This is a genomic window from Paraburkholderia phytofirmans PsJN (assembly GCF_000020125.1).
In the GTDB taxonomy this organism is placed as follows: Bacteria; Pseudomonadota; Gammaproteobacteria; order Burkholderiales; family Burkholderiaceae; genus Paraburkholderia; species Paraburkholderia phytofirmans.
Genome location: NC_010676.1, coordinates 281,690 through 294,610, shown reverse-complemented (window position 1 = coordinate 294,610; position 12,921 = coordinate 281,690). Strand labels below are relative to the sequence as shown.

Annotated in this window: 14 protein-coding genes and 1 pseudogene; 4 read left to right on the top strand and 11 right to left on the bottom strand. The window is 59.6% G+C overall.

Features of this window, described 5'->3' with window-relative positions:
- Positions 1 to 3: 3 nt before the first annotated feature.
- The 5 genes from BPHYT_RS21095 to BPHYT_RS21075 all read right to left on the bottom strand — a co-directional run bounded on the left by BPHYT_RS21095 (position 4) and on the right by BPHYT_RS21075 (position 5,282).
- Complete coding sequence (locus BPHYT_RS21095) at positions 4 to 1,320, bottom strand: aspartate aminotransferase family protein (RefSeq protein WP_012426143.1); 1,317 nt, start codon at positions 1,318 to 1,320, stop codon at positions 4 to 6.
- Positions 1,321 to 1,655: 335 nt separating this feature from the next.
- On the bottom strand, positions 1,656 to 2,885 hold the full coding sequence (locus tag BPHYT_RS21090; protein ID WP_012426142.1) for an NAD(P)/FAD-dependent oxidoreductase: 1,230 nt from the start codon (positions 2,883 to 2,885) through the stop codon (positions 1,656 to 1,658).
- 19 nt (positions 2,886 to 2,904) lie between these two features.
- On the bottom strand, positions 2,905 to 3,114 hold the full coding sequence (locus tag BPHYT_RS21085; protein WP_012426141.1) for a ferredoxin: 210 nt from the start codon (positions 3,112 to 3,114) through the stop codon (positions 2,905 to 2,907).
- Complete coding sequence (locus BPHYT_RS21080; RefSeq protein WP_012426140.1) at positions 3,111 to 4,226, bottom strand: aromatic ring-hydroxylating oxygenase subunit alpha; 1,116 nt, start codon at positions 4,224 to 4,226, stop codon at positions 3,111 to 3,113. The genes BPHYT_RS21085 and BPHYT_RS21080 overlap by 4 nt, the downstream gene beginning before the upstream one ends.
- 132 nt (positions 4,227 to 4,358) lie before the next feature.
- The gene (locus tag BPHYT_RS21075; RefSeq protein WP_238535798.1) at positions 4,359 to 5,282 is read right to left on the bottom strand and encodes a Rieske 2Fe-2S domain-containing protein; all 924 of its coding nucleotides are present in this window, start codon (positions 5,280 to 5,282) and stop codon (positions 4,359 to 4,361) included.
- Between BPHYT_RS21075 and BPHYT_RS39175 the strand changes: the two genes are divergently transcribed.
- Positions 5,229 to 5,441, top strand: coding sequence for a hypothetical protein (locus BPHYT_RS39175; RefSeq protein ID WP_238535807.1), 213 nt, complete (start codon positions 5,229 to 5,231; stop codon positions 5,439 to 5,441). The genes BPHYT_RS21075 and BPHYT_RS39175 overlap by 54 nt on opposite strands.
- A 77-nt stretch (positions 5,442 to 5,518) precedes the next feature.
- Here BPHYT_RS39175 and BPHYT_RS21070 read toward each other — a convergent pair whose 3' ends face one another.
- Together BPHYT_RS21070 and BPHYT_RS21065 are read right to left on the bottom strand one after the other, a co-directional pair.
- The gene (locus tag BPHYT_RS21070) at positions 5,519 to 6,493 is read right to left on the bottom strand and encodes a PDR/VanB family oxidoreductase (protein ID WP_012426138.1); all 975 of its coding nucleotides are present in this window, start codon (positions 6,491 to 6,493) and stop codon (positions 5,519 to 5,521) included.
- A 15-nt stretch (positions 6,494 to 6,508) separates the two neighbouring features.
- Positions 6,509 to 6,994, bottom strand: a complete 486-nt coding sequence (locus BPHYT_RS21065; RefSeq protein ID WP_238535732.1) for a VOC family protein — start codon at positions 6,992 to 6,994, stop codon at positions 6,509 to 6,511.
- A 141-nt stretch (positions 6,995 to 7,135) separates the two neighbouring features.
- Here BPHYT_RS21065 and BPHYT_RS39685 point away from each other — a divergent pair, with 141 nt between their 5' ends.
- From BPHYT_RS39685 to BPHYT_RS21060, 3 genes are all read left to right on the top strand, one after another.
- Entirely contained in the window at positions 7,136 to 7,402 is a 267-nt protein-coding gene (locus BPHYT_RS39685) for an FAD-dependent oxidoreductase (protein WP_083772083.1), read from the top strand.
- Positions 7,329 to 7,871: an FAD-dependent oxidoreductase gene (locus BPHYT_RS39680; protein ID WP_167315762.1), complete on the top strand. Its 543-nt coding sequence runs from the start codon at positions 7,329 to 7,331 to the stop codon at positions 7,869 to 7,871. Before BPHYT_RS39685 ends, BPHYT_RS39680 begins: the two co-directional genes overlap by 74 nt.
- A 250-nt stretch (positions 7,872 to 8,121) precedes the next feature.
- Positions 8,122 to 9,675 (top strand): aminotransferase-like domain-containing protein, encoded by a 1,554-nt coding sequence (locus tag BPHYT_RS21060; RefSeq protein ID WP_012426136.1) that lies wholly within the window; start codon positions 8,122 to 8,124, stop codon positions 9,673 to 9,675.
- A gap of 202 nt (positions 9,676 to 9,877) precedes the next feature.
- On the opposite strand, the gene fghA is transcribed toward BPHYT_RS21060, so the two are convergent.
- The 4 genes and pseudogenes from fghA to BPHYT_RS21045 form a co-directional block, all read right to left on the bottom strand.
- Complete coding sequence (gene fghA / locus BPHYT_RS21055) at positions 9,878 to 10,708, bottom strand: S-formylglutathione hydrolase (RefSeq protein WP_012426135.1); 831 nt, start codon at positions 10,706 to 10,708, stop codon at positions 9,878 to 9,880.
- 2 nt (positions 10,709 to 10,710) lie between these two features.
- Positions 10,711 to 11,286 carry an S-(hydroxymethyl)glutathione synthase gene (gene gfa / locus BPHYT_RS21050; RefSeq protein WP_012426134.1) on the bottom strand — a complete coding sequence of 192 codons (576 nt, stop codon included), beginning with the start codon at positions 11,284 to 11,286 and terminating at the stop codon, positions 10,711 to 10,713.
- 22 nt (positions 11,287 to 11,308) lie between these two features.
- Positions 11,309 to 11,545 (bottom strand): annotated as a pseudogene (locus BPHYT_RS37430) (S-(hydroxymethyl)glutathione dehydrogenase); the annotation flags it as partial.
- 264 nt (positions 11,546 to 11,809) lie between these two features.
- Positions 11,810 to 12,892 carry a BMP family ABC transporter substrate-binding protein gene (locus BPHYT_RS21045; protein ID WP_012426133.1) on the bottom strand — a complete coding sequence of 361 codons (1,083 nt, stop codon included), beginning with the start codon at positions 12,890 to 12,892 and terminating at the stop codon, positions 11,810 to 11,812.
- Positions 12,893 to 12,921 lie beyond the last annotated feature (29 nt).

The following is a 12,921-nucleotide window of genomic DNA, read 5'->3' as shown; positions in this document are numbered from 1 at the left end:
CGCTCAGTCCAGCGCGCGCAGGATCGCGGCGATCTTTTCGAACATTTCGTCGATGTGCGTCTTCTCGAGTACCAGCGGCGGCGACAGCGCGATCGTGTCGCCCGTGACGCGGATCAGCAGGCCGTCGGCAAAGGCGCGCCTGAACGCATCGAAGGCACGCGCGCCGATTCGGCCCGGGATCGAATCCAGCTCGATCGCCGCGATCAGGCCGAGATTGCGAAGGTCCTTCACGTGCGGCAGTCCCTTCAGCGCGTGCACCGCGTCCTCCCAATAGCCGGCAATGCCACGGGCATGCGCCAGCACGTCGCACTCCGCAAAAATATCGAGCGAAGCGAGGCCCGCTGCGCAGGCCAGCGGATGCCCCGAGTAGGTATAGCCATGGAACAGTTCGATGCCGTCGGGGCCGTGCATGAAGGCGTCGTGCACGTGCGACTTGACGAACACCGCGCCCATCGGCACCACGCCGTTGGTGAGACCCTTGGCCGAAGTGATCATGTCGGGTTCGACATCGAAGTAGTCGGCTGCAAACGGTGTGGTGAGGCGGCCGAAGCCGGTGATGACCTCATCGAAGATCAGCAGAATGCCGTGCGCAGTGCAGATCTCCCGCAGCCGTTTCAGGTAGCCTTTTGGCGGCACCAGCACGCCGGTCGAACCCGCCACCGGCTCCACGATCACGGCGGCGATAGTGGAAGCGTCGTGCAGCGCAACGATGCGCTCGAGATCCTCGGCCAGATGCGAGCCCCACGTCGGCTCGCCGCGCGTGTAAGCGTTGTGCTCGAGGTTGTAGGTGTGCGGCAGATGGTCCACGCCAGTCAGCAGCGAGCCGAAGCCCCTGCGATTGGCGGAGATCCCGCCAACCGAGATGCCGCCGAAGCCGACGCCGTGATAGCCGCGCTCGCGACCGATCAGGCGGGTACGCGTCGCGTCGCCGCAGGCGCGGTGATAGCCGATGGCAATCTTAAGCGCGGTATCGACGGACTCCGAGCCTGAGTTGGTGAAGAAGACCTGGCCGAAGCGATTGCCGCTGTAGTCGATCAGGCGTTCGGCGAACGCGAACACGGCCGGATGACCCACCTGGAACGACGGACCATAGTCGAGCGTGGACACGGCTTCCTGCACAGCCTTGACGATCTTCGGCTGACGGTGGCCCAGTGGCACGCACCACAAGCCCGCCGTGGCGTCGAGCACCGGCTTGCCGTCGATGTCCTTGTAGTACATGCCTTCCGCCGACACCAGCATGCGTGGATGCTGCTTGAAGTCGCGGTTCGCGGTGAATGGCATCCAGTAGGACCCAAGGGCGGGTCCGCTGCTTTTCTGCATTGTGGGTGTCTCCAGTAGCGCGCTGCGCCCGTGGCCTGTATGACGTAAGGCCGGCGGCGCAGAGTGCCTGTTTTGGAATAATCGCCCTACACGGAGGCGATGGAATGATCGTACGGAGGGTTGCGCGCGGCGGACATGGACGGCAAGGCGATTTGTCTGCATACCGTCCTTGTCGGGTAGGACCACTGTGCAGAGAGCGGCAGCAACACAGTCGAAAATCGATGCTGTAATCCGTTCACCGACACGGAGAAGCGGCGCCCCTGGATAATATGAATACCTAATTAAATGATTCACGTCGTTGCCCTGACGTCATCAACCCTGTTTAGACACCATCCCTACGGAACACAATGGCCCATGGCTTCGAGTGCGAGGTCCCAACGGCTCCGCTTCTCGATCTGCTGCTTGGCCAGCATCAGGCTTTTAGGTTCGTTCAGTGCCAGCGCGCCGCACAACTGGTCGCCCTTCCGGTAGTAGGCAAGGAAATGTCCTTCCCCGTACGAACCCTTGACGATCTTCACCTCGTCCGCGACTTCCGAGCCAGCAAACTGGATGCGCTTGCCATATTGATCCGACCAGAAGTAGTTGCTGCCGACGAAGGGGGTTCTGCCTTCATGGCCCGCCAGAATGTTTCGCGCGACGTGGCGGCCTTGCTCAGCGGCATTGGTCCACTGCTCGCAACGCATACCGCGTCCGAACAGGCCGTTCGGCCACCAGGCCACGTCACCAGCCGCGTAAATGCCCGGAGGTCCCGCCGATAGCGCTGCATCGCACACGATGCCATTCGCGAGCTCAAGGCCCGAACCTTCGAGCCAGCCGATATTCGGTGTCGAGCCAATGCCGATGACCAGGATGTCGCACGCGATACGCTCGCCGTTAGTGAGCAGCAATTCCTCGACGCGCCCATCGCCGAAGATCTCCGCGATGGACACACTACAGAGCAATCTCACACCATGGTCTGCGTGCAGCGCGGACAACATTCCACCCATCTCCGGTCCGACGGCACGCTCCAGCGGAGTGGCTGCCAGGTTGACGATGGTCGTTTCCAGTCCAAGGGAGCGCGCGCACGACGCGACTTCCGCGCCGATGAAGCCGGCGCCCAGGATTACCACCCGCGGCGCTCCGCTCCGGAGTGCCGCGCGAAGCCTGAGCGTGTCCTCGATGCGGCCCAGCGTGTAGATTCCGTCGCAATTCGACTTCAGGGGGAAGGAACGTGGGGAGGCACCCGTGCAGATAAGCAAGTCGTCGAAGGCAATCGCGGACCCGTTCGCCACCACCTCACGTTCGAGGATGCGCAGCTCGGTCGCCGGGTGGGACAGGTACATGTCCACCTGGTGGTCGCGATAAAACGCGTCGTCCCTATACTGGACTTCGTCGAACTCCTTCGCCCCAAGCAGCACATCCTTCGAAAGCGGCGGCCGGTCATACGGCAAGTGCGGTTCCGCCGTCACGATCGCGATCCTGCCGTCATGCCCTCCCCGCCTTAGTTCTTCGGTACAGCGCAGTGCGGCGAGGCCGCCGCCGACGATAGCTACCCGCCGGCTCGTTGACTTGATCGCATTCTGCATGGTGCCTCCTGCTGTTTCGTTACTCAGTGCGGCACAAGTCCGTCAGGCGAATGGCCTCGACCGGGCAGCACGCCTTCGCGTCTTGCGCTTCCTTGATATCGCCGGGGCTGCTGCATTCGCTCTTTATCACCATCAGGCGCGAGTTCCCGTCGAGATCGAAAAGGGTCGGCGCGAGGGAAACGCACATGCCCGCACAGATGCACTTCTTCATGTCAACTTCGACTCTCATTTGACGCTCTCCTGATGGAGGTGGATCACCGGCTTGGTCAGTTCTCTCGCGAGTTCGAGCAGCCACATGCGGTATTCGACCGAATACTTGTCGACGCCCTTGACGTGCATCTCCTTGGTCAGGTCTTCCGGCAGTTCCTCCGGACGCTGCGACTCAACAACCCATCTGTCCTGGTCGTAGATAAGCTTGACGAAGTCACCGAGTTCTTCATTCGCCTTGGCCTTGTCGCCGAAATCACGGTGCGAGACAGTGAAGTTGCGGGTCTTCCTGGGGCCCATTGGCGTCGGGTGGAACAGCAGGTGGTATCTGTTCCCGTCCTGGAACGAGATGTCGTACACGCAGGTTAGCGGCATGAACACACGCCATTTGAAGTACATGCGCAGATACGGATCGGCCGGCTTGTCTTTCCCGCCCCATGCTGCCGAGTCGATCGGCACCCGCACCCACGCGCCTTCTCCCTGGACGTTCTCGAGCTTGTTGCCGTTGCGGAATACGTCGTGCGGCGGCACCTGCGGAACGGTACGGTCCGCGAGAAAGCCATCGTGAAGGATCGCGAAGTGCGAGTAGTCGGTGTAGTTCTCGACACGGCGAGGGGCGCTGCAGTCCCAATCTTCCGCCGGCGAGACGGCCACGTAGTGAAACTCGGGGTTATCCCAGACCGGATAGTCCGGCAGCGGGAAATGCGGCTTGTCCTCCAGGCAAGCCCATACCATGCCGTACTTCTCGACCGATAGGTACTTGCGGGTTCGGGCGCGCAGCTGCCCGGCAAGGTCGGGACGCTGCGGCGCGAGCGTCAGCTCGCCCTCCTGGTCGAATTGCCACCCGTGGTACGGGCACTCCAGACGGCAGCCATCACGGACATGTCCGAGAGAAAGCCGCGTGCCGCGGTGCGGACAAATATCGTCGAATACCGAGATTTCGCCGTTGAGCCGCACGATCACGATGTCCTTCTCCAGCAGGGTAAAACCGACAGGCTTGTCGGTGACCTCGTGCGAGTAAGCGACGACATGCCAGAAGTGGCGAAGCGAACGATATACCCTCGCCTCACCCTCGACGTCTAATTCGTTTTCCCGGGTCAGAACCGGGACTTCTTTTACGTTCCCAACAGTCACTTCTTGTCTCCTTGATATGTGCGGACGCGAGCGTAGTGGGCGCACGGCGTGCCTGCGCCCACTGGCGCCGCCATCCGGGATTGCTTGCGCCGATGCGCAAGCAGAGTTTCTCGACAGGCTGAGTTCCGCGCGTCAGCTTTTCTGCGAGGCAGTGAAGTTCTCGAACAGCCACCGGCGGTACTCGATCGAAACGATGTCGGAGCCGCGTACCGGAGTCTCGCGATCGTCCCGGTTTTCCCCGTTGAAGCTGAACCACTTCGGCCGCTGCGACTCGATGATGGCCTTGTCCTCGCCGAGGATCGTGTCTTCCAGTTCAATGAAGAACCGATCCTCCATCGGCTCCGTGCGGAAGTCCCGCGCCTGCCACCAGAAGATGCGAGTAAGGTCCTCTGTAACCGGCGATGCGCTCATGAAAAGCACGTACCGCTTGTCGTTCGGCATGCGGAAACTCGCGTGCACCGTCGCCGGCAAGAAGATGTGATATGCGTTGACCGGCGTCACCCTATCCGTTTCCCGTACGGGGAACAGGAACTTGTAAAGGTCGGGATTAGGCGGCAGATAGCCGCTACGGTCGAAGCGCAACACGTGGCCTTCGCGCCAGACCTTGACCGTCTCCACGGCGGGGTTGTCGCGGGCGCCGATGGTGCCGTCGTGCACGTAGGGAAAATGGGCGAAGTCGACGAAATTTTCGAGGCGGCGCGGCGCGCTGGTCGCCCATTCGTAGCTCGGTCCCTGCTGGATGCGAAAGCTTGGATCGCTCAGTTCCGGGAAATCCGGCAGCGGTGCGATCGGCTTTTCGAGTGCCACCCAGATGATCCCGACATGCTCGGCCGCGTAGTAGCAATCGATCGAGACATTCATGCCTTCGGTCAGCTCTTCCCGCGCCGGAACCCGGACGCACTTTCCGCCGCCGTCGAATTGCCAGCCGTGGTACGGGCATTCGATCTTGCCATCCACGACTTCACCCAGTGCGAGCGCCGTGCCTTTGTGCGGACACCGTCCATGCATCGCGCGGACTTCGCCATTGAGCCGCGCAATGACCACAGACTCGCCCAACAGCGTGACACCGAGTGGTTTGTCCTTCAGCTGGCCCGAATAGGCGACGGCGTGCCAGTATTTGCGCATCGCGGTGAAAAGCTCCGGCACTTCGCCCTTTTCGACGTTAATTTTGATATCCGCAAGATTCGTCATATCGATTGTTCTCTCATCAAATGAAAATAGGCGATGCCTTCAATCAATCGGCTTACACCCTTGCACTCGCCACAAGTTGCTTTTGCCTCACAGCCGTCGCTCTATATATCCAGAGTCAACGCTTCGCCCTTGCACCGTGACACGCAGATCATCATGGTCTGGTTCGATGCGCGCTCCGCCGGCGTCAGCACGTGATCTCGATGGTCAGGCACGCCTTCGACCACCCTGGTTTCACACGTCCCGCAAATGCCTTGCCGGCAAGAAGACAGCATGGGTACCCCGTTCTCCCTCAGCACTTCGAGAATCGAACGGTTTGGCGGCACCACCAGGGTCTTGCCCTGCCTTGACAGCGTGACAGTGAACGCCCCCTCGGCCTCACCCAGGGTGTCAGCAACTGGCGCCTTGAAGTACTCGAGGTGAACCCGCTCCGGCGGCAAGCTGGCAAACGTCGTCGAAAAGGCATCCATCAACGGCGCCGGGCCGCAGCAGTAGAAGTCCGAATCCGGTCGGTGCGCGGCCCGGACATCGCCCAGATTCAGGGACGTCACCCCCGCTTCGCCGTCGAAAACACAATGAAGTGCGCGATCTGGGTAAGTGGTTGCTGCCAGCTCCTTTAATTCACTCAGGAACGCAGCCCTGGCTGGCACACGGGCGCAGTAATAAAAGTCCCAACTGAGTCCAAGTTGGCACAGCCGCCGGACCATCGCCAGCAAAGGCGTTACGCCAATTCCTCCGGCGATGAGAACCGAGTGCACCGCTGCCTCATTCAGCGGAAAGTAATTGCGCGGCGCACTCACGATCAGGCGGCTGCCGAGCGCCACGGAATCGTGCATGGACATTGAACCGCCGGCGCCGCCTGGATCGCGCTGGACGGCGATCACGTACCGGTGGCGCTCAAGCGAGTTTGTCAGTGAGTATTGCCTTGTCATGCCGTGTGAGAGATGCACGTCAATATGCGCGCCGGCTGTAAATGGCGGCAGCTCCCCGCTAACCGGCCAAAGCTCGAACGAGCGCACGGTTTCCGCTTCAATCCGGATGCCGCGCACCTCGACTTCAAACGTCTCCGATGATTTCATCGCTCCTCCAGATGCTCAGAGCAGGACATTATTGATTCGGAATACGTTACGTTCCGGGTCGAGCAGAACCGCCTGATACCAGTGATAGTAGGTTTCATATGGCGCTTTGATCAGCGTGGCGCCAGCCGCGATCGCCACGGGCACCAGCTTGTCCACGGCCTCTTTCGTATCGACGTCGAAGTTAAGCAGAAACTTGATACCGCTGGTTTCACTGAACTGCGCGAGTTGCAGTAATTCGTATGCCTCATGCGCATTGAAGCCAATGCAGCTCTTTCCGGTGTCGAGCCCGCGGAAGATTGGCGACCGAATCGATTCGATTTCCTGGAAGCCGAACACCTGCTGGTAGAAAGCGCTGAGCGCCACGATATCGCGGGTGAAGATGTTGACGTAAGACAGATCTGCCATGTTCTTTTCCTCGGACTGTCCCTCTGATTGCGCCACGGGCGCTATCACGTTGAAGCGATTTTGTGCATGCTGCACAATCAAAATCGTCACGAACATGTTCAGTACGATCTCCTTTTCTCAAACGTTTCGGATCGGGCCATTGAACGTGCAGGCCGAAAGATCTGCACAGTGGACGTGCATCAAAACGCATGGGGCCGTCACTAGCAAGAAGCAACTGCCGGGCAAGAGAAACTCGACATAGACCAGTCGCGGCCGGGCATTTACACACTGCGTACGATTGACGACGCCCTGGCCATCAATGAGAAGATTCTGCCTGGCGTCAGAGTGGTAATCGTCGGTGCAGGCTTCATTGGATCCGAGGTGGCTTCGAGTGCTGCGGCGAGTGGCGCGCAGGTGGTCCTGCTGAAAATCGCCGAGACTGCGATGTCCCGTGCAGTCTGTGCGCGCCTTGGGCCTTGCGTTGGGCCAGTTGCACAAGGAGTTCGGTGTCGGTCTGGTGTGTAATGCACGCGTGACTGGCTTCGGAGGAGAAATCCGCGTTCAATCAGTCCGGCTGGCGGATGGCCGGGAACTGCCGGCCGATATCGTGGTGGTTGGCATTGGCGTGTTGCCGAACACGGAGTGGCTAGCGGATTCCGGCTTGAGGCTTACGATGGGATTCTGCGTGACGGGACGCTCAATGCAGGACCAGAAGCGGTATACGCTGCCGGCGATGGCGTGGCGTGGCCAACCGAATGGTGGGCGGCGTCATGCGGGCAGAGCAATGGCTCATCGCGGCGGACCAGGGAATGCACGCTGCGAAGAACCTGTTGGCCTGCGGCGCGCAGGCCCGACCATTCTCGACCATACCTTGCTTCTGGAGCGACCAATACGACCGCCGCATTCAGGTTGCCGGGCAAAGCGTTTCACCTTTTCACCATCGCTCAGATATCAGCCCTTGCGCCTTTCCGCATGGCACATTTGCCGTTTGTGATTCATCCGCGGCGCCGCCGTTCGCACAGCCGCGGACGCGTTGGGTTCACCGGCTGAGTCCGCCGGGCCTGTCTGCATATGAGGTCGGCGTGAGGGGGCCCCACCAAAGCGAGCGTTCCAATTGTGAAACGGAGCGTATTTTTATCCCCCTGTTTCAATGGGCTAGCCGTCGATAGAATCTCCTCAAGATGCAATTTCAGCTGAAGGCATCGCAGTTGAACTGCATAACAAAACTACAGTCGGAGACTCCCATGATTGCTTACGCACCACCATCGGCGGCACACGTACCTGCGAACAACAAGATCTCGGCCAACGACTGTGAAGCGACAACATTGTCCATTGCATCCTCGCCTAGACGTGAATGGACGCTGCTGGAACTACTGCGGATCGAGCGTCAACGAGGTGTGAGCCTTGTCAAGCAGATCGTTGCCAGCCTCGACGCCTTGGTCGACTCGGGGCGGCTCCGTCCGGGAACGAAGACACCGTCGGTGCGGGAGCTTGCAAAATCCCTTGACGTCAGCACCTTTACAGTGGCCGAGGCATACGATGTGCTGGTCTCCCGGGGCGTACTGAGTTCGCGGCCCGGCTCCGGGTACTTCGTCACTTCGCGCGCCGCGCACGTGACAGCATTGCTGGATGAGCCGCCGAAAAGAAAGGAAGCGGCCTCAGGCTCATGGCTGCCGGTGCTGGTGTGGAACCAGGACCCGGACCTGCAGCCGGTTGGTTCCGGTGTGCTTCCGCCGGAGTGGTGTAGCGAGAGCACGCTGCTACAGGCGGTCAGGCAGGCCATCAAGATGCCCGCTGAGCGTCTGGTCGGCTACGGTCATCCGCTCGGCTTCCAGCGCCTCCGCCAATTGCTCGCCCGCGGATTTACCGAGCGATTCTGCCCTGTCTCGCCGGAGCAGATCATTCTCACGAACGGGGTATCGCACGGTCTCGACCTTGTCGTCCGAACCATTCTGCAGCCAGGTGACACGGTATTTGTCGAAGAGCCCGGTTACTTCAACACCAACCATCTTCTGCGCAGCCACGGCGTGCGCATGCTTGGCGTTCCTCGGGGAGCGGATGGACTGCACGTCGATAAGCTGGCCGCGATGGCCGCGGAGCACCGGCCCAAGGCGATTTTTCTCAGTTCGGTCTTGCAGAATCCACTTTCGTCCACTTTGCCGGCTTCGCAGGCCTACCGGGTCATCGCGTTGGCCGAGCAATACGATTTCCTCATCGTCGAAGACGATATCTATCGCGATCTCGCTTCGCCTTCGGACCCCTCCTTGACATCACTGGATGGGTTGAATCGTGTGATCTGCCTGGGCGGCTTCTCCAAGACTATCGCCCCATCCTTGCGAACAGGATTCATTCTTTGCCCTGATCATCTGGTTTCCGGTATCGTCCGGACGAAGATGGCATCCGGCCTGACGACATCGGAATTGAATGAGCGATGCATATATGAGGTCTTGGCAGATCCGGGCCACCGCCGTTATATCGATCGACTGCGGATGCGCCTCGCAAACGACCGCGAGCAATTTCTTTCGTTTCTGTCCGAAGTCGGCATAACCCCTCTCGCCACGCCCCGCGGTGGACTCTTCGTCAGTGCCGGATGGCGAATCCAGCCAACCGCCCAGTTCAATGCGGAACTGATCACAGCAGAAGCCAGGGCGGCAAAGATTGCCCTCGTCGGAGGTGATTTATTTATGCTCTCGCCATCCACGGACAGCGTCTGGTTTCGCTTTAATGTCGCTTATTGTGGTTCGCCGGAACTCCAGCACTTTCTCCGAGGCATCTCCGCGCGTGTGCCGAAGGCGTGAGTTGGTGCGCCTTTTTCATTGATCAGGCCACACATCGAACATGATCAGTCAGCCGGGCCAGCACGCCGATTGAAATTGCAGCGGGTCCGTTGCTGCACCTCACCAGCATCAATCGCGTCAATGAGTAGTGGCACCCACACATCGTAAAACGGTCGCCACTACCCGCTCGGTCAAAACGCCAAGGCGCTCTGTGGTCGACCAGTCAACGCAATGCTCCTGCGTGGTGCGCGATATGCTCGCCGATGAAATTGCTTATGAAGTAATAGCTATGGTCGTAGCCAGGGCGCAAATTTAGTCGCAGCGGATGGGCCGCCGCCTCGCAAGCCGCGCGAAGCAATTGCGGTTTCAACTGCTCCTCAAGGAACTCGTCGCCCTCGCCTTGATCCACCAGCAATGGCAAGCGCTCGACTGCGCTCTTCAACAGTTCCACCGTGTCATACTGCTTCCACACTTCACGATCTTCGCCCAGGTAAGCCCTGAATGCCTTCCTGCCCCACGGCACCTCGGTTGGCGCGACGATCGGCGAGAAAGCCGACACACTTCGGTAGCGGCCTGGGTTGCGTAGTGCAATTGTCAATGCGCCGTGCCCGCCCATCGAGTGCCCGCTGATTGCACGCGCGCCGTTGGCTGGGAATTCGGCCTCGACTAGCGCCGGTAACTCGTCGACCACGTAGTCATACATGCGGTAATGTGTCGCCCACGGCTCCTGCGCAGCGTTGATGTAGAAACTCGCTCCCTTGCCGAGGTCGTAACCCGGGTCGTCGGGCACATCGTCGCCGCGTGGGCTGGTATCCGGCGCGACGATAATGAGGCCGTGTTCAGCGGCGTAACGCTGGGCGCCCGCCTTGGTGATGAAGTTTTGCTCGGTGCAGGTGAGGCCGGAAAGCCAATACAGAACCGGGCACTTCTGACCGCGCAAGGCCGCATTAGGCAGGTAGAGACCAAACCTCATCTCGCAGCCAAGGGTCGACGAAGCGTGTTTCCAGACTTCCTGGTAGCCGCCGTAGCTGGCGTGCTGCTCGATGCGTTCCATAATCAAGCCTCGCTGTGGGTGCTCTTGGCCTTGGCCGAATGAGCAGCCAGGATATCCATCAGGGCGGGACTTAGACAATCGTAGGGTTCCAGCCCCTTCTCGCGTGGCGTCTGACGAACTTCGACCATGGAGGAAGGCGCGGTGCCACTTTCGATAATGGACGAGACGAAAGGCGCGAAGCCAGGACCATCCCAGCCAGCCTCCGTCGACAGTTCAGTCTGAATGAAGTCCAGCCCGTAGAAAGCGCGCTCCTTGTTTTCAATACGTCCGTACAGATGGGTGCCGCAGGCAGTGCGGGCGTCGCGCTGAATCAGTGCCGTATCGTCCCTCACCTTCAGTTTTTCGCGATGCGACGTAACTGCCACCTTCTCGCGCGGAACTACACCCACGACCGAGGACAGGGTGTGCTCGGGTTTCCAGCATTGAGTACAACCACACGCGTGGTTGTACAACACCTGGGTGTCGACGTGCACCTCTACCGGATCATTGGTGCACGAACAGCGTAAAGTGCCTCCGCCGAAGTCACTTGCGCCTTTTTGGATGCCGTGGTCGACGGAGAGATGAATTGCTCTGGTCATGGTCCATCTCCTTCTTGGGGTACTAGTAGTGAACAATGGTGCGGATTGACTTGCCCTCGTGCATAAGGTCAAACGCTTCGTTGATGCCGGTAAGCGGCCGGGTATGTGTTACGAATGGCGCGAGTTGAATCTTTCCGGCCGTCGCGTCTTCGACCATGCCGGGCAACCGCGAGCGTGCCTGAACGCCACCAAAGTCCGCCCCTAACCACCGGCGGCCTGTGACAAGCTGAAACGGACGGGTGCTAATTTCACCAGCACCTCGCCCTTGCGAGGCGGCTCGACATCGATCTCGACAATTTTCAGCGGCTTTCCTGGCTCAAATCCAACGGCAGCTCGAGATTGCATAGCATCCCTATTGCCGAAAGAAATATTCAGGCGATCTCGCGGACACTCGCTCAAGAGTATTAACGGAGACAGAAACGTGCGAGTGAGTCCGCGTCGTCAATCGACGTCTGCGATGTACCCTTTAGCTCTACCAGAAGGGAAAACTCTTCTCGCAGTATGTTTATGCCGCCGACTGGCGCTATTTCTGGGTAATGACGCCCTTGACGAACCACTCCATTTTCCAGAGATCTTTGTCAGAGAGCACCTGACCTGCGGACACGCGCAGTTGGCCATCGCGGTCACTGAGGGGACCCGCGTAGATCTGCTTGCCCTTGATGATGGCATCACGCTCAGCCTTGATTAGTGCCTGCTTGTCGGCAGGTACGGCGTTGCCGGATCCGGCAATATCGGTTCCCCCATCCTTCATTTCGATAAAGGCGCCATACGGTGCCGGCTGCCAGTTGCCCGCTTCGATTTTGCGGATTTCTGGGATCAGGAATTTGTCCCATACCCACACGGAAGAGCAAACGGTTGACTTGGGGGCATACTGTCTCATGTCTCTGTGGTGCCCAGTCGCGTAAACTCCGCGCTCCTGTGCAACGAGTTGAACTGTCGGGGAATCGGTGTGCGCGCCCAGCACGTCGTCTCCTTGGTCTATCAGGGCGGTCGCCGCTGCGCGTTCCTTCACCGGATCATCCCACGCGCCGGTGTAAACGACCGTGAGCACCGCATTGGGATTGACCTTCCGCGCGCCCAGTTCATACGCGTTGATGGTCCAGTTAACGACTCCGAATGGGTGGGCAGCGACGAAACCCAACTTGCCGGTCTTGGACACCGCTGCCGCCGCCATGCCACAAAGATACTGACTCTCGTAGGTACGGCCGTAAAAGGACTCGAGATTAGGGCCATTGGTTGTACCTGCTGCATCCAGGAACGCGACATCGGGGTGACGTTTTGCGAGATCCTTGAACGCATCGGAGTAGCCGAACGCAGTGCCGATAATGATGTTATTTCCACGCTTGATAAGTTGCTCAACAGCGGGCACGACAACGGCAGCATCTTCGGGGATACTTTCGACGTAGGGAATCTTCTCGCCAAGCGCCGCTTCCATTCTGACTCTTGCTTCGTCGAATGATTGAGTCCATCCGGCGTCATTCTTCGAGCTGAAGTACACCATGGCGATCTTTGGTTTTGCTTTCAGGGTAAAGCCGTCTGCATACGCCGTCGTGGCAACGCCACAGCAAGCCATCGACATCGCAACCAATAGAAATCGAGAGTTCATACATTGCCTTTTTAAATAACATTAGGAAT

Bases quoted from the DNA above. Each gene is read 5' to 3' on its own strand.
- BPHYT_RS21095 (WP_012426143.1), bottom strand. From the start codon at position 1,320: ATGCAGAAAAGCAGCGGACCCGCCCTTGGGTCCTACTGGATGCCATTC.
- BPHYT_RS21090 (WP_012426142.1), bottom strand. From the start codon at position 2,885: ATGCAGAATGCGATCAAGTCAACGAGCCGGCGGGTAGCTATCGTCGGC.
- BPHYT_RS21085 (WP_012426141.1), bottom strand. From the start codon at position 3,114: ATGAGAGTCGAAGTTGACATGAAGAAGTGCATCTGTGCGGGCATGTGC.
- BPHYT_RS39175 (WP_238535807.1), top strand. From the start codon at position 5,229: ATGCATCGCGCGGACTTCGCCATTGAGCCGCGCAATGACCACAGACTC.
- BPHYT_RS21070 (WP_012426138.1), bottom strand. From the start codon at position 6,493: ATGAAATCATCGGAGACGTTTGAAGTCGAGGTGCGCGGCATCCGGATT.
- BPHYT_RS21065 (WP_238535732.1), bottom strand. From the start codon at position 6,994: ATGTTCGTGACGATTTTGATTGTGCAGCATGCACAAAATCGCTTCAAC.
- BPHYT_RS21060 (WP_012426136.1), top strand. From the start codon at position 8,122: ATGATTGCTTACGCACCACCATCGGCGGCACACGTACCTGCGAACAAC.
- fghA (WP_012426135.1), bottom strand. From the start codon at position 10,708: ATGGAACGCATCGAGCAGCACGCCAGCTACGGCGGCTACCAGGAAGTC.
- gfa (WP_012426134.1), bottom strand. From the start codon at position 11,286: ATGACCAGAGCAATTCATCTCTCCGTCGACCACGGCATCCAAAAAGGC.
- BPHYT_RS21045 (WP_012426133.1), bottom strand. From the start codon at position 12,892: ATGAACTCTCGATTTCTATTGGTTGCGATGTCGATGGCTTGCTGTGGC.